The sequence below is a fragment of the Burkholderia gladioli genome (assembly GCF_000959725.1).
GTDB classification, from domain to species: Bacteria; Pseudomonadota; Gammaproteobacteria; order Burkholderiales; family Burkholderiaceae; genus Burkholderia; species Burkholderia gladioli.
In genome coordinates, this window is sequence record NZ_CP009323.1 from 2347983 (window position 1) to 2370244 (window position 22262).

The 22262-nt window shown below is 66.2% G+C and carries 19 protein-coding genes; 15 read left to right on the plus strand and 4 right to left on the minus strand.

The annotated features are described in order from the left end of the window. Positions 1-304 precede the first annotated feature (304 nt). The 8 genes from BM43_RS27500 (at position 305) to BM43_RS27535 (ending at position 7117) form a co-directional block, all read left to right on the plus strand. Positions 305-475, plus strand: coding sequence for a rubredoxin (locus BM43_RS27500; RefSeq protein ID WP_006400971.1), 171 nt, complete (start codon positions 305-307; stop codon positions 473-475). Positions 476-610: 135 nt separating this feature from the next. Beyond that, a complete protein-coding gene (locus BM43_RS27505) occupies positions 611-1918 on the plus strand; it encodes a hypothetical protein (RefSeq protein WP_036048061.1) in 1308 nt (435 codons plus the stop codon). A gap of 296 nt (positions 1919-2214) precedes the next feature. Next, complete coding sequence (locus BM43_RS27510; RefSeq protein WP_013696822.1) at positions 2215-2793, plus strand: YqgE/AlgH family protein; 579 nt, start codon at positions 2215-2217, stop codon at positions 2791-2793. Further along, positions 2790-3233 (plus strand): Holliday junction resolvase RuvX, encoded by a 444-nt coding sequence (gene ruvX / locus BM43_RS27515; protein ID WP_025098733.1) that lies wholly within the window; start codon positions 2790-2792, stop codon positions 3231-3233. Before BM43_RS27510 ends, ruvX begins: the two co-directional genes overlap by 4 nt. Further along, entirely contained in the window at positions 3220-3738 is a 519-nt protein-coding gene (gene pyrR, locus BM43_RS27520) for a bifunctional pyr operon transcriptional regulator/uracil phosphoribosyltransferase PyrR (RefSeq protein ID WP_013696824.1), read from the plus strand. Before ruvX ends, pyrR begins: the two co-directional genes overlap by 14 nt. 77 nt (positions 3739-3815) lie before the next feature. Next, entirely contained in the window at positions 3816-4847 is a 1032-nt protein-coding gene (locus BM43_RS27525) for an aspartate carbamoyltransferase catalytic subunit (RefSeq protein WP_013696825.1), read from the plus strand. Positions 4848-4916: 69 nt separating this feature from the next. Continuing rightward, positions 4917-6194: a dihydroorotase gene (locus BM43_RS27530; RefSeq protein ID WP_036048060.1), complete on the plus strand. Its 1278-nt coding sequence runs from the start codon at positions 4917-4919 to the stop codon at positions 6192-6194. 14 nt (positions 6195-6208) lie between these two features. Beyond that, positions 6209-7117, plus strand: a complete 909-nt coding sequence (locus tag BM43_RS27535) for a lysophospholipid acyltransferase family protein (protein ID WP_036048059.1) — start codon at positions 6209-6211, stop codon at positions 7115-7117. Positions 7118-7215: 98 nt separating this feature from the next. On the opposite strand, the gene BM43_RS27540 is transcribed toward BM43_RS27535, so the two are convergent. Next, positions 7216-8064: a symmetrical bis(5'-nucleosyl)-tetraphosphatase gene (locus tag BM43_RS27540; RefSeq protein ID WP_036048058.1), complete on the minus strand. Its 849-nt coding sequence runs from the start codon at positions 8062-8064 to the stop codon at positions 7216-7218. A gap of 369 nt (positions 8065-8433) precedes the next feature. On the opposite strand from BM43_RS27540, the gene rfbB reads away from it, so the two are divergent. Genes rfbB through BM43_RS27565 form a run of 5 tightly spaced genes read left to right on the plus strand, consistent with a single transcriptional unit; the run spans position 8434 to position 12749 of the window. Next, positions 8434-9495, plus strand: a complete 1062-nt coding sequence (gene rfbB, locus BM43_RS27545) for a dTDP-glucose 4,6-dehydratase (RefSeq protein WP_036048057.1) — start codon at positions 8434-8436, stop codon at positions 9493-9495. Positions 9496-9509: 14 nt separating this feature from the next. Then, positions 9510-10403 carry a glucose-1-phosphate thymidylyltransferase RfbA gene (gene rfbA, locus BM43_RS27550; protein ID WP_036048056.1) on the plus strand — a complete coding sequence of 298 codons (894 nt, stop codon included), beginning with the start codon at positions 9510-9512 and terminating at the stop codon, positions 10401-10403. Then, entirely contained in the window at positions 10388-10939 is a 552-nt protein-coding gene (gene rfbC, locus BM43_RS27555) for a dTDP-4-dehydrorhamnose 3,5-epimerase (protein ID WP_013696831.1), read from the plus strand. Before rfbA ends, rfbC begins: the two co-directional genes overlap by 16 nt. A gap of 8 nt (positions 10940-10947) precedes the next feature. Beyond that, positions 10948-11844 (plus strand): dTDP-4-dehydrorhamnose reductase, encoded by an 897-nt coding sequence (gene rfbD / locus BM43_RS27560; RefSeq protein WP_036048055.1) that lies wholly within the window; start codon positions 10948-10950, stop codon positions 11842-11844. 14 nt (positions 11845-11858) lie between these two features. Then, complete coding sequence (locus BM43_RS27565; RefSeq protein ID WP_036052856.1) at positions 11859-12749, plus strand: glycosyltransferase family 2 protein; 891 nt, start codon at positions 11859-11861, stop codon at positions 12747-12749. A 30-nt stretch (positions 12750-12779) separates the two neighbouring features. Here the strand turns inward: BM43_RS27565 and BM43_RS27570 are convergent, their stop codons facing one another. The 3 genes from BM43_RS27570 to BM43_RS27580 are packed head-to-tail and all read right to left on the minus strand — an operon-like array spanning position 12780 to position 16991. Next, positions 12780-14741 carry a glycosyltransferase family 2 protein gene (locus tag BM43_RS27570; protein ID WP_036048054.1) on the minus strand — a complete coding sequence of 654 codons (1962 nt, stop codon included), beginning with the start codon at positions 14739-14741 and terminating at the stop codon, positions 12780-12782. A gap of 29 nt (positions 14742-14770) precedes the next feature. Beyond that, a complete protein-coding gene (locus BM43_RS27575) occupies positions 14771-16177 on the minus strand; it encodes an ABC transporter ATP-binding protein (RefSeq protein WP_036048052.1) in 1407 nt (468 codons plus the stop codon). Continuing rightward, positions 16167-16991 (minus strand): ABC transporter permease, encoded by an 825-nt coding sequence (locus BM43_RS27580; RefSeq protein WP_013696836.1) that lies wholly within the window; start codon positions 16989-16991, stop codon positions 16167-16169. The genes BM43_RS27575 and BM43_RS27580 overlap by 11 nt, the downstream gene beginning before the upstream one ends. Positions 16992-17450: 459 nt before the next feature. Between BM43_RS27580 and BM43_RS27585 the strand changes: the two genes are divergently transcribed. Continuing rightward, the gene (locus BM43_RS27585; protein ID WP_036048050.1) at positions 17451-18806 is read left to right on the plus strand and encodes an ABC transporter ATP-binding protein; all 1356 of its coding nucleotides are present in this window, start codon (positions 17451-17453) and stop codon (positions 18804-18806) included. An 81-nt stretch (positions 18807-18887) separates the two neighbouring features. Then, positions 18888-22235, plus strand: a complete 3348-nt coding sequence (locus BM43_RS27590) for a methyltransferase domain-containing protein (protein ID WP_036048048.1) — start codon at positions 18888-18890, stop codon at positions 22233-22235. Positions 22236-22262 lie beyond the last annotated feature (27 nt).

A 22262-nucleotide genomic window follows, 5' to 3' on the forward strand; every position in this document is an offset into this window, starting at 1 on the left:
CGAGACGCTTGCGCGCGCATCCGTGCAAGGATCGCGGCGATCGTGCCGCGCGGCAGTTCAATCGGGTGCGGATCGGGGATCTCCACAGCGGCGGCGGGAAGATCGCTGTGAGCGGTGATGGCGTGCCTGGCCATGGCGATGCTCCGGCGATCGATCCCGAGCAAGCGCCCGGACAAGAATCCGGACAAACCGCTGGACAGAACGTCGCAGTCCCGGCTAGAGCCGCGGTGCTAGGCAGGGCGGCCGTCCGCACGTTACCATCACGTCTCCCCAAACAATGGTTTTTTCCCCTGCGCGGCAAACGATGGAATACAAAAGCTGGATGTGCCTGATCTGCGGCTGGATCTACGACGAAGAGGCGGGCTTGCCCGACGAGGGCATCGCCCCCGGTACGCGCTGGGAAGATGTGCCGATCAACTGGACTTGTCCGGAATGCGGCGCTCGCAAGGAAGACTTCGAGATGGTGCAGATCTGAGCGAGATCTGAGCGGTTTTCCGCGGCACGTCCCGAGGCCGCCAGCCGGCGCGTCCGACGCGGCGCCGGCGTGCCGGCCCGTCACGCGGTCCGGCCGCGCGGCGTTCGAGCTCTCCGCGTCGACGGTTGCGTGCCCATGACGACGTCCCCGACCGTAATACCGATCCCCGACGCCCTGCCTAATCCGCGTGGCGGTGCCGTGCTGCTGGCGGAGGCGACGCTCGCCGAGGCCAGCACGGCGTCGGGCGAGGCGCTGCCGCGGGCCTTGCGCACCGTCGCGGCGGCCTTGCGCGACGCGGGCTGGCTGGCCGGGCTGCGTTACGCCGAGGCGCTGGCCGCGGTGGCGAGCGAGGGCGCGGCGGGGCAGCTCACGATCACCGCCGAGTTTCGCCAGGCCCTGCGCGACTTCCGCTGGGCGATCGCGCGTCGCAACCTGCGCGAGCTGGCCTGCTCGCCGGTGCTGCATGCGCATTACGGCGCGCTGCGCCGGCTGGCCGGCGCGCCTGCCGCCGAGGCCGCGCCGTTCGAGGTGCTGGCGCTGGCCGGGCGGCCGGTGCCGCCGGCCACGCTCGCCGCGCTGCCGGCCGAGCGGCTCGCGCATCTGCGCGCGGCCTACGAGGCGGCCTTGCTGGCCGTGCTGCGCGAGCCCGAGGCACCGCCCGCGGCGGCGCTCGAGGCGCTCGACAATTGCCTGGCCGCGCTGGCCGGCCCCGATCCCTATGACTACTGGCGGCTCGCCCGCGCGTGCCTGCGGGCGTTGCAGGGCGCGTCCGGCACGTCGCCGCGACGCTGGCTCGCGCGCGGCAACCTGGTGCTGCGCGAGCAGATGGGCGGGGCGCGAGTCGTCGCCCCGGCGCTGGTGCGCGAGACGCTGGCGCTCGTCTGGCGCGATTTCGCGCTGTACGGCGCGGCCGCCGAGGATGCCGCCGAGGTCGAGCTGCTCAACGATTACGGCTTGACGGTCGACTGGCACGTGGCCGGCTCGCAGGCATCCGAGATGCTTTGGGAGGTCGACGCCGCGCGCGCCGAGGCCGATGCGCTGCGCGACGCGGCGGCCACGCGCCAGCTCGGCGTGGTGACCGTCAACGGCCATGCCTACGAGGACTTCCTGCAGACCGCCGACGCCTCGATGGCCGAGCTCACCGGCGAGCCGGGCGCTGTCGATGCCGGCCAGGCCTGGCGCGCCGCGGCGGCGGCCTATCGCGTCGGCTCGGCCGCCGCTGCGCTCGGGCTTGGCCAGACGGCCCTGATGGCCGACGCGGTGGCGCTGGGCTGGCGGCGCATCACCCACAGCCTGCCGCCCGACGACGGCGGTGCCGCGCTGGCGGCCGGCTCCGATGCGCTGCGCGCGGCGCTCTACAAGATCGCGGCCGGCGTGGCGCCGCCCGACCTGGCGGCCGCGCGCGCGGCCCTGGGCGCCTCGCTCGAGGCGGCGCGGCCCTGAGGTGCCCGCCGAGCCAAACCGGCCCGGCACGCTGCGGCTCGATCGCGTCGGACCCCATCGGCTCGCCCGGTCCGCCGTTCGCATCGGTTTGCGGCTATCTGGCCGGGTTTCACAACCGATTCGAACACATCGGGGACAATGGCCATTTTGTGACTGCGCCCGTGCCCGGCGCGTCGTCCGGGCCTCGCACCCAGCCTGCCGACCGGCCCCGCTCGCGTGATAGAGTGCGACGTGATCCGTCTTATCGACCCTCGCGGGCTGCGTCCCGCCGCGAGGTCTTTGCTAAAATTCACACCATGTCAAAGAGTTCCGATCGCATCAATCTCACCAACCAGTTCCTGATCGCGATGCCGAGCATGTCGGATCCGACCTTCTCGGGAACGGTGGTCTACCTTTGCGATCACAGCGAACGCGGTGCGTTGGGCCTCGTCATCAATCGTCCCACCGACATCGACCTCGAATCGCTGTTCAATCGCATCGACCTCAAGCTCGAGATCGAGCCCCTCCTGCATATCCCCGTCTACTTCGGCGGCCCGGTCCAGACCGAGCGCGGCTTCGTGCTGCACGAGCCGGTGGAGGGCAGCAGCTACAGTTCCTCGATGACGGTGGAGGGCGGCCTGGAGATGACCACCTCCAAGGACGTGCTGGAGGCGGTCGCCTCGGGCAGCGGGCCCAAGCGCTTCCTGCTCACGCTCGGCCATGCCGGCTGGGGCGCGGGCCAGCTCGAGGACGAGATCTCCAAGAACGGCTGGCTGACGGTGGCCGCCGATCCGCGCGTGGTGTTCGACACGCCGGCCGAGGAGCGCTTCGAGGCCGCGCTCGGCCTGCTCGGCGTGTCCTCGACGATGCTCTCGGGCGAGGCAGGCCACGCATGAGCGGTGTCCCCGCGCGCGAGGCCACCTTGCTCGCGTTCGATTATGGCGAGAAGCGCATCGGCGTGGCCGTCGGCAATACGCTGACGCGCACGGCGCGCGCGCTCGTCATCGTGTCCAACCTGAATCGCGAATATCGTTTCGAGGCCGTCGGCGCGCTGATCGCTGAATGGCGGCCGGATGCGCTGGTGGTCGGCCTGCCGATGCACCCGGACGGCACGCCGCACGAGATGACGCAGCAGGCCAAGCGCTTCGGCAATCAACTGAACGGCCGCTTCAACCTTCCCGTGAGCTGGATCGACGAGCGCTATTCGTCGGTCGAGGCGCGCGCCGGTTTGCGCGCGCGCGGCGCGAAGGCCGATGCGGCCATCGACGCCGAGGCCGCCCGCGTGATCCTTCAACACTATCTCGACCAGTTGCCCGACCATCATGAGTTCCATTGACGCCGAAGCGCTCTACCGCGCGCTGCTCGACCAGATCCGCGGCGCCTACGGCGACGCCGCCTTCGCGGCCAGCGACGGCCCGGCGATCGCCGGCATTCACAGCGGCGGCGCCTGGCTGGCCGAGCGGCTGGCGCGCGACCTGAAGGCGCCGGGCTTCGGCGTGGTCAACGTGGCCCTGCATCGCGACGACTACGCCAAGAAGGGCCTGCACAGCCAGGCGAGCCCGACCTCGCTGCCGTTCGCGGTGGAAGGCCGCCGCATCCTGCTGGTCGACGACGTGCTGTACACCGGCCGCACCGTGCGCGCGGCCCTCAACGAGCTGTACGACTACGGCCGGCCCGCCGCGGTCGAGCTCGCGGCGCTGGCCGATCGCGGTGGGCGCGAGCTGCCGGTGGCGGCGCGCTTCCTGGGCGGCACGCTCGAGGTGCCGGCCGAGGCGACCCTGGTGCTGGCCCGCGACGCCGACCTCCATTTCACCTTCGAACTCGAGGCGCGCGAGCACTGAGCGCGCCTCGACCGGCGCCCGCCGCGCGTGTTCGCGCGCGGGCGCTGCCCCGGCAACACCTTGGATTCACGTACACCATGACCACCGACACCTCCGGCCGCAGCGGCGCCCAAGCCGCGGCCGCGCCCGCCCAACGCTTCCGCCCCGGCTTCCTGAAGGGCAACCCGCAGCTCACGAAGAACGGCGAGCTCAAGCATCTGCTGTCGATCGAGGGCCTGCCCAAGTCGATCGTCACGCACATCCTCGATACCGCGGAGCAGTTCGTCAGCGTGACGGACCGCGAGGTGAAGAAGGTGCCGCTGCTGCGCGGCAAGTCGGTGTTCAACCTGTTCTTCGAGAATTCGACGCGCACCCGCACCACCTTCGAGATCGCCGCCACGCGCCTGTCGGCCGACGTGCTGAACCTCAACATCAACGCCTCCTCGACCAGCAAGGGCGAGTCGCTGCTCGACACCATCAACAACCTCTCGGCGATGCACGCCGACCTGTTCGTGGTGCGCCATGCCTCGAGCGGCGCGCCCTACCTGATCGCCGAGCACTGCGCGCCGCACGTGCACGTGATCAATGCCGGCGACGGGCGCCATGCGCACCCGACCCAGGGCCTGCTCGACATGTACACGATCCGCCACTACAAGCGCGACTTCACGCAGCTGCGCGTGGCGATCGTCGGCGACATCCTGCACTCGCGCGTGGCGCGCTCCGACATCCACGCGCTGACCACGCTGGGCGTGCCCGAGATCCGCGCGATCGGCCCGCGCACGCTGCTGCCGGGCGGGCTCGAGCAGATGGGCGTGAAGGTCTATCACAACCTCGACGAAGGCCTGAAGGGCGTCGACGTGATCATCATGCTGCGCCTGCAGAACGAACGCATGAGCGGCGCGCTGCTGCCCTCGGCGCAGGAGTACTTCAAGAGCTGGGGCCTGACGCCCGAGCGTCTCGCGCTGGCCGCGCCCGACGCGATCGTGATGCACCCGGGCCCGATGAACCGCGGCGTCGAGATCGACTCGCAGGTGGCCGACGGCCCGCAGTCGGTGATCCTCAACCAGGTCACCTTCGGCATCGCGGTCCGCATGGCCGTGATGGGCATCGTCGCGGGCAATAGCGACTGACCGGCCCGGCCCGGCGCCACGCCGGCCGGCCATCGAATTCAACGCATCCAACGCATTCGCAGGCAGCACATGAAGATTCATATCAAGGGCGGCACGCTGGTCGATCCGGTCGCCGGCACCGAACAACAGTCCGACGTGTTCATCGCCGCCGGCAAGGTGGTCGCGATCGGCGCGGCGCCGGCCGATTTCCAGGCGGCCAGGACCATCGACGCGAGCGGCCTGATCGTCGCGCCTGGCCTGGTCGACCTCTCGGCGCGGCTGCGCGAGCCCGGCTACGAGCACAAGGCCACGCTCGAATCGGAGATGGCCGCGGCGGTGGCCGGCGGCGTCACCAGCCTGGTCTGCCAGCCCGATACCGACCCGGTGCTCGACGAGCCGGGCCTGGTCGAGATGCTGAAGTTCCGCGCCAGCAAGCTGCACCAGGCGCACGTCTATCCGCTCGGCGCGCTGACGGTCGGCCTGAAGGGCGAGGTGATCACCGAGATGGTCGAGCTGACCGAATCGGGCTGCATCGGCTTCACCCAGGCCAACGTGCCGATCCGCGACACCCAGGTGCTGCTGCGCGCGCTGCAGTACGCGAGCACCTATGGCTACACGGTCTGGCTGCGCCCGGTGGACGCCTTCCTCGCCAAGGGCGGGGTCGCCGCCAGCGGGCCGCTCGCCTCGCGGCTGGGTTTGTCGGGCGTGCCGGTCTCGGCCGAGACGATCGCCCTGCACACGCTCCGCGAGCTGGTACGCGTGACCGGCGCGCGCGTGCACATCGCGCGTCTGTCCTCGGCGGCCGGCATCGAGCTGGTGCGCCAGGCCAAGGCCGAGGGCCTGCCGATCACCTGCGACGTCAGCGCCAACCACCTGCACCTGATCGACCTCGACATCGGCTACTTCGACTCGCAGTTCCGCCTCGATCCGCCGCTGCGCGCCGAGCGCGACCGCGCCGCCATCCGCGCGGCCGTCGAGGACGGCACGATCGACGCGATCTGCTCCGATCACACCCCCGTCGACGACGACGAGAAGCTGCTGCCCTTCGCCGAGGCCACGCCCGGCGCGACCGGCCTGGAGCTGCTGCTGTCGCTGACCGTCAAGTGGGCCCAGGAGGCCGGGCTGCCGCTGGCGCGCGCGTTGAACCGCATCACCGCCGGCGCGGCCGACGTGCTGAAGCTGCCGGCCGGGCGCCTCGTGCCGGGCGGCGTGGCCGACCTGGTGGTGTTCGATCCGGCCGCGCACTGGCAGGTCGAGCCGCGTGCCCTGAAGAGCCAGGGCCATAACACGCCGTTCCTCGGCTACGAGCTGCCGGCCCGGGTGCGCGCGACCCTCGTCGCCGGCCAGGTCGCCTTCGAGCGTCGCTGAGCGGGGCGGGCATCATGAGAGCGTTGCGCAAGCTGCGCCTGATCGTGCACCTGCTGCACGGCATGGCGACCATCGCCCTGCGGTTCGGCGGTGCGAGCCCGGCGCGCCGGCAGGAACTCACGCGTCGCTGGACCCTGAAGATGCTGGCGCTGTGCGGCATGCGCCTGGTCGTGCATCACGACGAGGCGAGGCTCGACGCGGGGGCGCTGGTGATCGGCAACCACGTGTCCTGGCTGGACATCTACGTGATCAATGCCTGGCGGCCGACGCCCTTCGTCTCGAAGGCCGAGGTGCGGCAATGGCCGGTGGTGGGCTGGCTGGCCGAGAAGCTCGGCACCATCTTCCTGCAGCGCGAGAAGCGCAGCGAGGCCAAGCGCATCATGCACGAGCTGGCCGAGCGGCTGCGCGGCGGCGAGCTGATGTGCGTGTTCCCCGAGGGCACCACCTCGAACGGGCTCGAGCTGCTGCCCTTCCATGCCAACCTGTTCCAGGCCGCCGTCGAGGCCGGCAGCCCGGTGCAGCCGGTCTGCATCATGTACGAGGACGGGCAGGGCCGGCAGTCGCTGGCGCCGGCCTATACCGGCAAGATGTCGCTGGGCAAGTCGCTCGATCGCGTGCTGCGCGACCGGCCGCTGGTCGCGCATCTCTACGTGGGCGCGCCGATCGAGGCGGGTGAGGACCGGCGCGGGCTGTCGGCGCGGGCTCGCGCGGCGGTGGCCGATGCGCTGGCCGAGATGCAGGCCGGGTGCGGGCGGCCGAGCGCCGAGGCGCTCGCGCAACTGGCGATCGATGAAGTGCCGGCGGGTGGTGAGGCTGCCGCCGCGTCGAGCGCCTCGACCGAGACCGCCGAGGCTGCCGTGGCGTCCACGGTGGCGGCGAATGCCGCGGGCGAGACCGAGCCGGTCGCGCGTCGCGACGCCTGAAGCCCGATCGGGCAGCGCGAGGCCGGGGCGGCATCGATGTGCCTCGCCTCGCGCGATCCAATCACGCGCGAGGCGCCGTGCCCGGCGCCCCTCCTTCCTCAGTCCTTGCCTGAACCGCAGCGCTCGCAGGCCACCTGCGTGACGCGTCGCGCGGCCGGATCGTCGCTCAGTTCGACGGCCGACAGGCGATTGCCCCACACGCAGCCCGAATCGAGCGCGACCAGGTTGTCGCGCAGCATCAGCCCGAGCGCGGCCCAGTGGCCGAACACCACGGTCACGTCGGCGCTGCGCCGCCCGGGAACCTCGAACCAGGGCAGATGACCTTCCGGCGCCGAATCGGGGCCGCCGTTGCCGCGAAACTCCATGGCGCCGTCCGGCGTGCAGAAGCGGATCCGCGTGAAGGCGTTGAAGGCCACGCGCAGCCGCTCCGGCTTCGACAATCCCGCCTTCCACTGATTCGGCTCGTTGCCGTACAGGCCGCGCAGCGTCTCGCGCCAGTCGGGCGCGCGCAGCGCGCGCTGCAGTTCGTCGGCGAGTTCGAGCGCGAGCGTGACATCCCATTGCGGCAGCAGCCCCGCATGCACCATCAGCTTGCCGTGCTCGAAATGCGCGAAGGGTCGCTGGCGGACCCATTCGAGCAGGGCTTCGGCATCGGGCGCCTCCAGGATCTCGGCCAGCGTGTCGCCCGCCTTCAACTGGCGGATGCCGGCCGCGGCGGCCAGCAGGTGCAGGTCGTGGTTGCCGAGCACGGCCACGCGCCGCTCGCCCAGCGCGATCACCTCGCGCAGCGTGGCCAGCGAGGCCGGCCCGCGGTTGACGAGGTCGCCGGCGAACCAGAGCGGGGTGTCGTCGGAGGGCGCCAGGCGGGACAGCAACTCGACGAGGGGGGCGTGGCAACCCTGGAGGTCGCCGATGGCGATCGGCACAGGGCCGGGGGCAAAGGTCATTGCGGGATGGATGTGGTGCGATTTAACGATGTTTCGCAAGCTTCCGACGCACGGTACCACAAGTCGTTCAGGGCTTCGGTTCCCGCAGCATGCGAAGGGAATATCCTGCGAATCGGAATTTTCTTAGAATGAAATTCGCATAAAACTCTGATTTATCGACATTTGTCAAGCTGTTGCAAGATGTTAGAGGCATGTTTTTTAGGCCGGCACAGGCCTTATAATTGCGTCCCTATGGGTTGATGGCGGGGCCGCTCGCCAGATGGCCGAACAACAATAGATATACGCGATTCACGGCGCACACTCCGAGGGGCCGGCGGCAAATTCCGCTCATCGGCTCGATCAGACTCCGTTTTTCGACAAGGGAATCCCATGATATTGGTGACGGGCGGTGCCGGCTTCATTGGCGCCAATTTCGTGCTGGACTGGCTCGCGCAATCCGACGAGCCGGTGCTGAATGTCGACAAGCTCACGTACGCGGGCAACCTCGGCACGCTGAAGTCGCTGCAGGACAATCCGAATCACGTGTTCGCGCGTGTCGACATCTGCGATCGCGCGGCGATCGACGCGCTGCTGGTCGAACATCGTCCGCGCGCGATCCTGCATTTTGCTGCCGAAAGTCATGTGGATCGCTCGATCCACGGTCCAGCCGATTTCGTGCAGACCAACGTGGTCGGCACCTTCACTATGCTCGAGGCGACACGCCAGTATTGGAACACGCTCGATGCCGACGCGAAGACCTCGTTCCGCTTCCTTCACGTCTCCACCGATGAAGTGTTCGGTTCGCTGTCGGCCACCGATCCGCAGTTCTCGGAAACCACGCCGTACGCGCCGAACAGCCCGTACTCGGCAACCAAGGCCGGCTCGGACCATCTGGTGCGTGCCTATTTCCATACTTACGGGCTGCCGGTGCTGACCACCAACTGCTCGAACAACTACGGCCCGTATCAGTTCCCCGAGAAGCTGATCCCGCTGATGATCGCCAATGCGCTGGCGGGCAAGCCGCTGCCGGTCTATGGCGATGGCCAGAACGTACGCGACTGGCTGTATGTTGGCGATCACTGCTCGGCGATTCGCGAAGTGCTCGCGCGCGGCGTGCCCGGTGAAACCTACAACGTCGGCGGCTGGAACGAGAAGAAGAATCTCGACGTGGTGCACGTGCTGTGTGACCTGCTCGACGAGTTGAAGCCGAAGGCGGGCGCCTCGTACCGCGAGCAGATCAGCTTCGTCACCGATCGTCCGGGGCATGACCGCCGCTACGCGATCGATGCACGCAAGCTCGAGCGCGAGCTGGGCTGGAAGCCGGCAGAAACCTTCGAGACCGGCATGGCGAAGACGGTGCGCTGGTATCTCGACAACCAGGTCTGGGCCGAGGAAGTCGCATCCGGCGAGTACCGCAAGTGGGTCGAGATGAACTACGCGCAGCGCGCGTGACGAGGAGCAAAACCATGGCACGCAAGGGCATCATCCTCGCCGGCGGCTCCGGCACGCGTCTGTACCCGATCACGCACGCGGTGTCGAAGCAGCTGCTGCCGGTGTACGACAAGCCGATGATCTACTATCCGCTGTCGACGCTGATGATCGCGGGGATTCGCGATGTGCTGATCATCTCCACGCCGCAAGACACGCCGCGCTTCGAGGCGATGCTCGGCGACGGTTCGCAGTGGGGCATGAATATCCAGTATGCGGTGCAGCCGTCGCCGGATGGTCTGGCGCAGGCGTTTCTGATCGGCCGTGAATTCATCGGCAGCGATCCGTCGGCGTTGATCCTCGGCGACAACATTTTCTATGGCCACGATCTCGTCAAGCAGCTCCATCGGGCCGACGAGCGCATCGAAGGCGCGACCGTATTCGCCTATCACGTGCATGACCCCGAGCGTTACGGCGTCGTGGAATTCGATGCGGATTTCCGTGCGCTGTCGATAGAAGAAAAGCCGGCCAAGCCCCGTTCGAACTACGCGGTTACCGGGCTCTACTTCTACGATAACCAGGTTTGCGACATCGCTGCCGACATCAAGCCTTCCCCGCGCGGTGAGCTCGAGATCACGGATGTGAATTCGCGCTACCTGCAGGCCGGCAAGCTGGACGTCGAAATCATGGGGCGTGGTTATGCCTGGCTCGATACCGGCACGCACGACTCCCTGATCGAGGCGGCGACCTTCATCGCGACACTGCAGAAGCGCCAGGGGTTGGTGGTCGCTTGCCCCGAGGAAATCGCCTACCGGCATCGCTGGATCGACGGTGAGCAGGTTCTCAAGCTTGCCCAGCCGCTCGCGAAGAACGCGTATGGGCAGTATCTGAAGAATCTTTTGACGGAACAGGTGGCATGGCAATCCAGGTAAGCGAAACGGCACTGTCGGAAGTCAAGATCATCGAGCCGAAGGTGTTCGGCGATGCGCGCGGCTTCTTCTACGAGAGCTTCAACGGCCGCGAGTTTGCAGAAAAGGTCGACCCGCAGGCGGTGTTCGTCCAGGACAATCATTCACGCTCGGCGCGTGGCGTACTGCGTGGGCTGCATTATCAGATCGAGCATGCACAGGGCAAGCTCGTGCGCGTGATTGCAGGTGAGGTGCTGGACGTTGCCGTCGATATCCGCAAGTCCTCCCCGAATTTCGGCAAGTGGGTTGGCGTGCGCCTGAGCGCAGAGAATGCTCGCCAGCTATGGGTGCCGCCAGGCTTCGCGCATGGTTTCGTGACCCTGAGCGAATCAGCCGAATTTCTCTATAAGACGACCGACTACTGGTACCCCGAATTCGAGCGCAGCATCGTCTGGAACGATCCGGCGCTCGGGATTGACTGGCAGATCGATTTCGAGCCGCAACTCGCGGCAAAGGATGCGGCTGGCTCGCGGCTGGCCCAGGCCGACGTTTACGCCTGAGTTCGACCATGACAAAACGGCAACGTACGATCCTGCTGACCGGCATCAATGGCCAGGTCGGCTACGAACTGGCCCGCAGCCTGCAAGGGTTGGGGCGCGTGATCGCGCTGGACCGGCAGGCGCTCGATTTATCCGAGCCGGAGTCGATTCGCCGCGTGGTGCGCGAGATCGAGCCGCAACTGATCGTCAACCCGGCGGCCTATACCGCCGTGGATCAGGCGGAGACGGACGTGGCAGCCGCCACGCGCCTGAATGTCGAGGTACCGGCGGTGTTTGCCGAGGAGGCAAAGTGGGTTGGTGCCGCGCTGGTGCATTACTCGACCGACTACGTTTATGCCGGCGAAGGCGAGCGGCGCTATGTCGAGACCGATCCCGTCGGGCCACGGAATGTCTATGGGCGGACCAAGCTCGATGGCGAGCGGGCCATCGTGGCATCCGGTTGCCGTCACCTGATCCTGCGTACCAGCTGGGTGTATGGCATGCGTGGGCGCAACTTCCTGAAAACCATGCTGCGCCTCGGTGCCGAGCGCGACGAATTGAACGTGGTGGCCGATCAGATCGGCGCGCCGACGTGGTCGCGGACCATCGCCGACCTGACGGCGGCGATTCTTGCGCAATCGGTCGCGACGGGCTGCACGTCCGACGATTGGTGGACAAACCACTCCGGCATCTATCACCTGGCTGCGGCAGGGGAGACCTCCTGGCATGGTTTCGCCGAGGCGATCTTCGCGGAGTCGGGCGGCGAACGTCGACCGCTTGTGCGACCGATTCCCGCTTCCGCCTATCCGACCCCGGCAACGCGCCCCTCGAACTCGCGGCTGTCGATGGACAAGCTCGAACGCAGTTTCGGCTTGACTGTGCCGGATTGGCGAGAGGCATTGCGCTTGTGTATGAGGACGGATTGAGCGGCTCGGTGCCGATGCCGCCGCGTGTCGGTGCGGTGGTGGTGTTTTATCGTCCCGATGCCGCCTGTGTAGCGCGGGCTAATCGTCTCGCCGCCAACCTTCATTGCGTGGTCGTCGACAATTCGGAAACGGTGGCTGATGCCGTCGCGCTCGGTCTGGACCCCGCCATCGAATATCTGCCGAACGGTGAGAACCTGGGTATCGCGCTCGCCCTGAATCAGGGAGTCGAGAGGTTGATCGAGCAGGGCTTCACGATGGCGATGCTGTTCGATCAGGATAGCGAGCCGACCTCGAAGCTCCTGGGCGAACTGCCCGCCGCAGTGGCCGCGGCAGATACGACGCAGCGTCCGGTTGCGCTCGGCGGCCCTGCCTACGAGGACGCCCGCCTGCGCGGCGTGGCCCCGTTCGTACGCTTCGGCTGGGGACGTTTCCGTCGGATCGCGCCGATGGGCGAGGTGCCGATCGACGTTGATTTCCTGATTACCTCCGGTTCCTGCGTGAACCTGCGCTATTGGCGTGAGATTGGTCCGATGGATGCCGCGCTGTTCATCGATTTTGTCGATCTTGAATGGTGCGTGCGGGCCAAGCGGGCCGGTTATCGCGTGATCGGCGTGCCCTGGCTGCGTCTGAGTCATGAACTCGGCGGCGAGCCGGTGCGCGTGCTTGGACGTAACTATCCCATGCACGGGCCGATCCGCCATTACTACCAGTTTCGCAATATCGTTGCGCTCGCCATGCGCGGATCGATGCCACTGTCCTGGAAGACGGCCGAGCTGGTCAAGTTGCCGGTGCGTATCGCCATCTACTGCCTGTTCCCCGATCGCCGTCGCGAGCATGTGCGAATGGCCTGGCAGGGTTTCGTCGACGGCTTGCGGGGCAGGCTCGGGGCTTATCGGCCGCGCTGAGCGGGCAGCGGCGGTACTCGCGTCGGTGGCTCAGTCGAGCATGCCGATGCGCGGTGGCTCGGCGAACGAGAATGGCGGCATATCGCCCGCGAGCGAGAGATTCGGGTTATAGGCAGGCTCGTGCGGTAGAGCGTCGCCCCAGCGTTGTTTCATCCACTGGGCCTCCTCCGCGAAGCGGGCCTGCTTGTCGGGGGACATGTCCGACCCGCGGCTCGCCGATTCATGATGTCTGAGTTCGGCGAACGGCGTCCATGCATTGCGATAGCCGATCGCGCGCAGCTTCAGGCAAAAATCGACGTCGTTGAATGCGACGCGCAAGGATTCCTCAAAACCTCCCACCTGCTCGTAGAGTGCCTTGCGTACCAGCAGACAGGCCGCCGTGACGGCCGAGACGTTCTGGACCGACACGGCACGATTCACGTAACCGAACTGGCCGCGGTGCAACAAGTGGTGCAGATGGCCGGCAATACCGTTCAGGCCGAGCAGCACGCCGCCATGCTGGAGCCTGTTATCGGGATACCAGAGTGCGGCACCGACCGCGCCTGTCCCGGGCAGGGCAGCGACACCGATCATCTCGTCGAGCCAGTGCTCGTTCATGACCTCGGTGTCGTTATTGAGCAGGCACAGGTAGCTACCGCGTGCGATCGCGGCGGCGCGGTTGTTCAGCATGGAGAAGTTGAACGGCGACTCGTCGCGGAAGACGCGAACCGACGCTTGCTGCTTGAGCGACTCGAGATAGGCGAGAGTCGCCGGCTCGGTGCTGCCGTTGTCGACTACGATGATTTCCAGGTTTGGGTAGCGTGTGCGATGCAGCAGGCCATCGATGCATTTGCGCAGCAAGACGACGCCGTCGCGTGTCGGGACGATGATCGAGACCAGCGGCGCGGGCTTCGGTACCGGATAACGCACGCGGATGATGCCGACCTCGGGATGAACTTCCTCGACCGTCGCATCGGGCAGGCCCACGCGTTGCAGGTGCTCGAGCAGCGCACGGCGAGCAGCAATCTCTGCATAGGGCTTGGCGGAACGTCCGCCAGCCGTGCTGCCGGGCACGATTCGCCAGTGATAGAGCACGTGCGGGATATGGACCACGCTGTGGTCGCCTGCCAGATCGATGCAGCGCAGCGCCAGGTCATAGTCCTGGCTACCCTCGAAACCCTTGCGAAAACCGCCTGCCTCGCGGACCAAGGTGGTCTCGAACACGCCGAGGTGGGAGAACATGTTCTGCGAGCGAAACAGCAGCGGATTCCAGTCCGACTTGAAGTAGGGTGCAGTACGTTCGCCCCGCTCGTCGAGCTTGTCTTCGTCGCTGTAGAACAGCCGTGCCTGAGGGAAGCGGTTGATGTATCGCGCCACCATGAACAGTGCATGCGGCGGCAGGATGTCGTCGTGGTCGACCAGCACCACGAAATCGCCTGTCGCCAGCGACAAGGCGCTGTTGCTTGCTTCCGAGATATGACCATTGGTCTCGCGATAGAGTACGCGGATGCGCGCGTCGCGCGCCCGGTGAGCGTCGAGCGCCTGGCGTACGGCCGGCGAAGGCGAGGCGTCGTCGGCGATGCACAGCTCCCAGTGTGGATACACCTGCGCCTGGATCGACGCGATCATCGCGTCCAGCAACGCGATATCGCTGTTGTAGGTCGGCACGACGACCGAAAAGCGCGGCAAGGTCGGCATGGTCGAGATGGCGGCGAGCGCCACTTCCCTCTCGGCGTCGCCGAAGCTGTCGTAGCGAGCGACCCAGTCGCGATAGCGCGCGCTGAACGGCAGGCGACTCAGGCGGCTGGCGAAGCCGGCGACACCTTCTCGACGCAGGGTGCGTATGCAGTAAGCGAGGGCTCGGCCGTAGCCGCCGTGGGTTCTGGCCTGGCGGCGCGCGGTTCCCAGCGCGAGCGGCAGGATCGCGGCGAGCCGCTGCAGTTTGCCCGGCACATGTGGACGCGTCGGCTCAGCGGGAGGATCGAACGGATCGGGCGGTGTGACGTGGGTCATGAATCTATCGGGACAGGCGTGTGGCGGCCTCAGGCTGGCTCGGCGGGTTCGTCGATGCCGAGCGTGATGGCGGTCATCGGTGTGCCGGCTATCCCCGTTGCCAGGTGGGCGGATTCGGATTTGACGATGCAGGCGTCGTGCAGGCAGTCGACCACGCGCGCCGCGCCGTCGACTTCGGCCAGCACGTACGCGCTGATCGCATAGTCACCCGGCGGCAGCAGCGGCATCGCAAAGCAAAATTCGGCCAGCCAGCGATCGCCCGCGGTAACCTCGCTTGCCGGTGAGAACGCGGTATCGTCGCTGAAAATCGCCTGGCCTAGCCGGTCCTTCACGATGAAGCCGACACAGGGCGGCATGCCGACGTCGGGAGCACGCAGCACGATGCGCAGCGTTACGGCGTCGCCGCCGGTGATCCAGGCGATGGGCTTGCCCGACTCACCCAGCAACGCGACTTCGTCGATCAACTCGCGCTCGCGATGAGCCGGCAAGGCCTGGGGATCGAGGTCGGTGCCGCCGAACGCGGGAGTGGGTACCGCGGGCCGTGCCGTGACTTTCTCGCGCTGGTCGACGGCGGGCAGGCGTCGACGTGCGCCGTGTGTTCGCCTGACGTGCCCTGCCTGCTTGTCCCAGGCAAGCCCTTCGCCCTGCTGCTGCCGGTAGAAGGCCTCGAAATAATGGGTGCAGACGGACTTCGAACTACCGTTTTCCCGCAGTACCCCGCGATCGAGCCAGATCGCGCGATCGCAGAGACTACGCACGGCGCCCGAATCGTGACTCACGAACAGCACGGTGCCGTGTTGCTGGAAGCGGCGCAGGAAGCGCATGCACTTCTGCGTGAAGAAGGCGTCGCCGACCGCGAGTGCCTCGTCGATCACCAGGATGTCGGCATCGACATGCGCGATCACCGCGAATGCCAGGCGCACGAACATCCCGCTCGAATAGGTCTTGACCGGCTGGTCGATGAATTTGCCGATGTCGGCGAATGCGATGATGTCGTCGACGCGGGCCTCGATTTCATCACGTGTGAGACCGTGCAACTGACCGTTGATGTAGATGTTCTCGCGCCCGCTGTACTCGGCATCGAATCCCGAGCCGAGTTCGAGCAGTGCAGCGATGCGCCCGTGTGTCTCGACCGTGCCTCGGGTTGGCGCGAGCGTGCCGCAGACGATTTGCAGCAAGGTGCTTTTGCCCGAGCCGTTGCGGCCGATGATGCCGATCGTCTCTCCGCGCGCGATTTCGAAATCGACCTCGCGCAGCGCCCAGAACATCCGCACGCAATTATCCGCCCTGGCTTGCCAGGCACGCCGCAGCGCGGGCAGTGGCGTGACGGCCGCCAGTAGCGAATAAAGGCTGCGTTTGAGGCGGTCGGCAGGCAGGCGATACGACTCGAAGCCCTTGGCGACGCCGGAGATGCGAACCGCGATCTCAGATGACATCGGCGAAACCCCGGCGGGTTTTCTGGAACCACGCGAAGCCGATCCAGGCGACGACCACCGCCATCAGACAATACGGTCCCCAGCGGCTCCAGTCGATGGGATTGCCCCACACCAGCACGTCGCGGCTCTGTTCGATCGGATAGGTCATCGGATTCAGGTAGACCAATTCCTGGAATCGAGACGGTAGTGAAGACACTGGGAAAAACACGGGCGAGAGAAACATCAGCGCCGTGATCGCGATGCCGACAGTCTGACCGATGTCGCGCAGGTAGACGCCGGTGGCTGCCAGCAGCCAGCTCAGGCCCATGATGAACACGCAAAGAGGAGCGAGTACCAGCGGGAACAGCAGTGCGGTGATCGGCACATGGCCGCGGATCAGCCATTCGGCGACCAGCAGGATCAATGCGCTGACGCAGAGGTGAAACAACCCGGAAAGCAGTGTCACGCAGGGCAGGATTTCGAGCGGGAACACGATCTTCTTCACGAAGTTCGTATTCGAAAGAATCTGCGAGGGTGCGCGGTTCGCGCATTCCGAAAAGAGATTGAACATGATCATGCCGGCGAACAGCACCACGGCGAACTCGCCCTTCGAGGCAGACGGTGAGGCGCCGCCCCAGCGTGATTTGAAGACTTCGCTGAATACGAAGGTATAGACGCTCAGCATCAGGAGCGGGGTCAGCAGAGACCAGAAGATGCCGAGGACCGAACCCTTGTAGCGGCCGACCGCGTCGCGGCGCGCCAGGTCCAGCAGCAGACGGCGATTCCGTATCAGCGACGCGGCAAGGGCGCGCGGCGAGGTGCTGAAGCTTTGCATAGTATCGAGTGAAGAATATGGCCGGAGGCGGCAGGTGCCGCGGCCGCGAACGCAAGTGTTGCCGCGTGGGCGAGATCGGGCTGGCGGGGACCTCGGAGGCGCCGGGCGATCTTGGAATGGGGCGGCGCGTTCGCAGCGTGCTGAATTATGTCATACGGCGCCAGCGGTTCGTTCCTTGCCGTTGTCTTCACAGCGTCGTACAAGTGTGTCCAAGTGTAAATACTGCAATTGGGTAGATTGACAGGGCGCGACGTGGAAGCGGGGGCGGGCGGCGAGCGGAGCGGGTTTTGAGCGAGCGCGCGTGGCCGAAAACTGTTTCATCTCGCATCGTGAAAAAGGTAAAACGAGGTAGAATCCCGTAACTTTTACAACGAGCTAGTCCGCTTAGCCGCACCTGACTCCGCGCCGCCGGTGTCGTCGTGTAATTCCGAGGGCCAGGGCGGGCACATAACAACCGGTATGTCTGAAGCCAGCGCAATCGAAGCAGTCGATATCACCAAGGGTTTTGCCACGTACGAAAGGCCGTCGGAGCGGCTCAAGCGCGGTATGCTCAGGGTGGCGTCCCGCTTCGTTGGCGCGGCGCCGGCCACGGCACCGGCAGCTACTTTCTGGGCGCTGAACGGCGTGTCCCTGTCGGTGCGTCGCGGCGAAACGGTTGGGATCGTCGGCCGCAACGGCTCGGGCAAGAGCACCTTGCTGCAAATCGTCTGCGGCACGCTCGCGCCTACCGCCGGGAGTTTGAGCGTCAACGGCAAGGTCGCGGCCCTGCTCGAATTGGGCTCGGGTTTCGATATCGAATACAGCGGGCGCGAGAACATCTACCTGAACGCACAACTTTACGGCCTCACGCGCGCGCAGATTGACGCTCGTTACGAATCGATCGCGGCCTTTGCCGATATTGGTGAATTTATCGACCAGCCGGTCAAGACCTATTCGAGCGGGATGTTCGTGCGCCTGGCATTCGCGGTGATCGCGCATGTCGATGCCGACATCCTGGTGATCGACGAGGCGCTCGCGGTCGGCGACGCCTTCTTCAATCAGAAGTGCTATCGCTTTCTTGATGCGTTCAAGCAGCACGGCACCATCCTGTTCGTCAGCCATGACACCTCGACGATCCGTAAGTTGTGCACCAGTGCGGTATGGATCGACGCGGGACGGGTGATCGCGCAGGGCGCGCCTGCCGAGGTCTGTGCCGCCTACCTCGAGGCGCGTTACAACGTTGAGGCGCCGGCACCGGCGCAGATACCCGAAGACAGCCGGTCCAGGGGCGCCATTCAGCGGCTCGACGTGCGCCGCGACACGATCAATGCGTCGCCGCTGCGCAACGATATCCGCGTGCTGCCGTTCAATCTCGAATCTCAGGCATTCGGCGCCGGCGGCGCCAGGATCGTCGACGCTGTGCTGGTGGACGCCGAGCGTCATCCACTCTCATGGGCGGTCGGTGGCGAGCCGGTCACGCTGCGGGTGACGATCGAGGTCGACGACGAACTGATTTCTCCGATCGCGGGCTTTTACATCAAGAACGAGCGCGGTCAGGAACTGGTCGGAGCAAATACCTATGCGGCGTATCTTGGGGATCCGATCATGTGCGGCGCAGGCGATACGCTGAGCGCCGAGTTTTCGTTCGTGATGCCCACCCTGCCTATCGGGCAGTTCTTCATCAACGTTGCGGTGGCCGAAGGCACGCAGTACGACCACGTGCAACTTCACTGGATTCACGACGCGCTACCGCTCGAAGTCAGCAGTTCGAGGGTGCGGCATGCGCTGGTCGGGGTGCCGCTGGCGGATGTCAAGTTATCACCGCTTGCGCATTGACGATCTCGCCGGGCCGACACGGCTACCGACGACAGGGGGCGGGACGCCCTCACGCCATCAGTATCAGCAGGATCTTTGGACATGACAAAAACAGTTCGGACATTTCGATTCAAGGGTGCGGAAAACGGCCACGAATTCACCGGCGAGCGTTATCTGCCGGGGGTTGGCGGCCCGATCCAGTACGAGCACTATCATCGTTACCTGTTTTCGACGGAGCTCGTCGCCGGCAAGGAAGTGCTTGACATCGCGTCCGGGGAGGGTTACGGATCAGCCCTGCTGGCACAGGCTGCGCACTCCGTGGTCGGCGTCGACATCGATGCCGCTGCCGTCGAGAAGGCGCGCGTGCGCTATGCGGAGCATGCCAACCTGCGCTACGAGCATGGCAGCGCGACCAGCATTCCGTTGCCCGATGCCTCGGTCGACGTGTTGAACTCGTTCGAAACGTTGGAACACTTCCACGAGCACGAGGCCTTCATGCGCGAGGCCAAGCGTGTGCTGCGCCCGAACGGGCTGATGATCATCTCCACGCCGAACCGGCCGATCTATTCGCCGCCGGGCGCGCCTCCGAACGAGTACCACGTGCGTGAACTCGATCGCGACGAATTTACCACCTGGCTGTCCAGCGGTTTTCGCAACTTCGTGCTCTACGAGCAGAAGCCGTTGGCGGGTTCGCTGCTGCAGCGCGAGGGTCGCCAAGGCCTGCGCGAGATCAACTGCTGGGCCGAGCGTACGGTCGGGGAATATCAGTCGACTTCGGGCATGGTCGATCCGGTCTATTTCATCGCGATCGCTTCGGACGGGGAATTGCCTAATCCGGACGACGACATGCTCGACGGCGGTGTTTCGTTCGCTCGCTACGACCACGATCGCAATACCAAGCTGGGTGAACAACTGGTGGAGATCGTGCGCCTGACCACCGAGACGATGGGGCGTGGTGAGGAAATCGGTCGATTGACGGCCGAGACGGTACGGCTCACGGAGGAGACGCTCAAGCGGGATGTCGAGATCAGTCGCCTGGCGGCGGAATCGAAACGCCTGAGCGGATTCGTCGCCGAGCGCAACGCCGAGGTCGCCAGGCTGCGAAGCGACGTGGCACGCCTGGAGAGCGAGTCGAAGACGCATTCGCGCGAAGGGCGTCTACGCGACGAGCGCTCGGGGTCGGTTGCTGACGTGCTGACGCGGCTCGGCGAGCAAAAGCAGATTTCCTCTACCCTGGTACGCCGCATCGACGATCTGGCGGTACGGGTGCGCGACGCGTTCAGCGAAGGGCGAGTGACGGCGCGCACGCCCGTTCAAGGGCCATCGCAGGCTGCCATGGACGAATTGCTGCGAGAGAATCATCAATTGCGTGAGCAGCTTGACCTGATCAAGCGCTCCTTGTCCTGGCGTGTGACGCAGCCGCTGCGCGCCGCCTCGCGCCGAGTACGTGCGCTTCGCCGCGTCGCTGTCGCGCCTGCGCATGCCTCGGCCGGCTACACCACGAGGCTCGCCACCGCCGGCGATACGCCGGTGCCGCTCGCGCAAAGCGATGCGCCGCGCGCTTCCATCATCGTGTTCCCGCGTAGTGCGGCGGCGACCGCGCAATCGCTTGCCGGGCTCGCCGCCTATACCAGCGAGGTGCCATATCGCGCGGCCTTGCTCGGCGATGCGCATCCTGATCTGGTCGCCAGAACGGGTATCGACGTTATCCCGCGTATCGAATCCTCTCTGCATCGTCTCGAACTGCCCGATCTGGCGGGCGATTTCGTGGTGCTGATGTCGGCCGATCTGGTACCGCAACCGGGCTGGATCCAGGCCTTCGACGAAGCGTTTCGCCGTTTCGGCGCGAGTGCGGTCACGGCCCTCGTGCTGGCGAGCGACGGCTCGGTGCAGGCGGCTGGCGCGCGTATCGACGCCACCGCGCAATTGACGCCGGATCAGGCAGGGGGAGATCCCGCTGACGAGCGCCTCGGCGCCGTCGAGCGAGTGAAGGCGCCGAGCCCGGGGATCGTCGCGATCCGGCGGGATCTGTGGAGCCAGGTGCGCAACGAGGTCGGGACCTTGGTGGGCGACGGGCTCGACCTGACAGCCGCCGCGCTCGAACTGGCCTCGCGCTCGCAAGAGGTGCTGCTGCAGCCGTTTGCCCGCTTCGTCCAGGCACCGGCCGCCGAACAGGCGCCGGTCGAGGACGAATGGGAGATGGCGCATGCGCGATGGGCGGTGCGTCAGCGCTACGAGCGCTTTTTCCGCAGTGATCGGCCGTTCCTCGACGTGCTGGAGTTGCCCGCGCGTCCGAAGATCGTGGTCACCGATGCATTCGTGCCGAAACCCGATCAGGATTCCGGATCGAATGACGTGTACTGGTATTTGCGGATCCTGCGCGAATTTGGTTTCGACGTCAGCTTCCTGGCGGCCTACGAGCCGGCGGTGGCAGTTGACGATCCCTATGCGAACGCGTTGCGCCGATGGGGCATCCGGGTGCGCGTCGCCCAGGACCCGAAGTCTTTCCACGATCTGTTGATCGAGGAAGCGAGCGATGCCCGCGTGGTGATCGCGCAGCGCATCATGGTGGCACGGCACGCGCTCGAAGCGCTGCATGCCGCGGCTTTGCCGGCCAAGCTGGTATTCGGCACGGTCGACCTGCACTACCTGCGCGAGGAGCGCGCGGCACTGCTCGATCGGTCGCCCGAGGCCCTCGATAGGGCGATGATGCTTAAGCGAGCGGAGCTACAGGCGGTTGCCGATGCCGACGCGACGATCGTCGTCAGCCGCATCGAGGCCGATATCCTGCGCGACCTGGTGCCGGCAGCGAATATTCACCGGATTCCGATCCCGCGCATGCCGAATCGTTCCACGCGTACTTTCGCGGAACGTTCCGGCGTGTTGTTCGTGGGTGGTTTCGCGCATCGCCCGAACGTCGACGCGGTGCTGTTCCTGGTCAAGGATATCTGGCCGATCGTCCGGCGTTCGCTGCCCGATATCGAGCTGCGCATCGTGGGCAGCGGCGTGACCCCCGAGGTCTCGGCGCTCGCGGATCCGACGCAAGGCGTCGTGATCGTCGGCTTCGTCGAGAATCTCGACACCGAGACCTCGGTGGCGCGCCTGTCGGTGGCGCCATTGCGGTTCGGCGCAGGTATCAAGGGCAAGGTGGTATCGAGCCTTCTCGCTGGGCTACCCTCGGTACTCAGCCGGGTGGCCAGCGAGGGCATGGGCCTGGTAGCGGGCGAGCAGATGCTCAGCGGCGACACCGCCGACGAGATAGCGGCGGCGATCGTGGCCCTCTATCAGGACCCGGCGCTCTGGCAGCGCATCGCCGACGCCGGCTTCGCGGCCGCGGCGACCGAATACTCGGTCACTTCGGTGGCGGCCCGTCTCGCGACCCTGCTTGATTCGATCGGCGTGAACGAAGGTATGCGCGAGTTGCGCGACGGCGTGTTCGACATCCAGTGACCTATTGCCCTGAATTCCGGATCCATC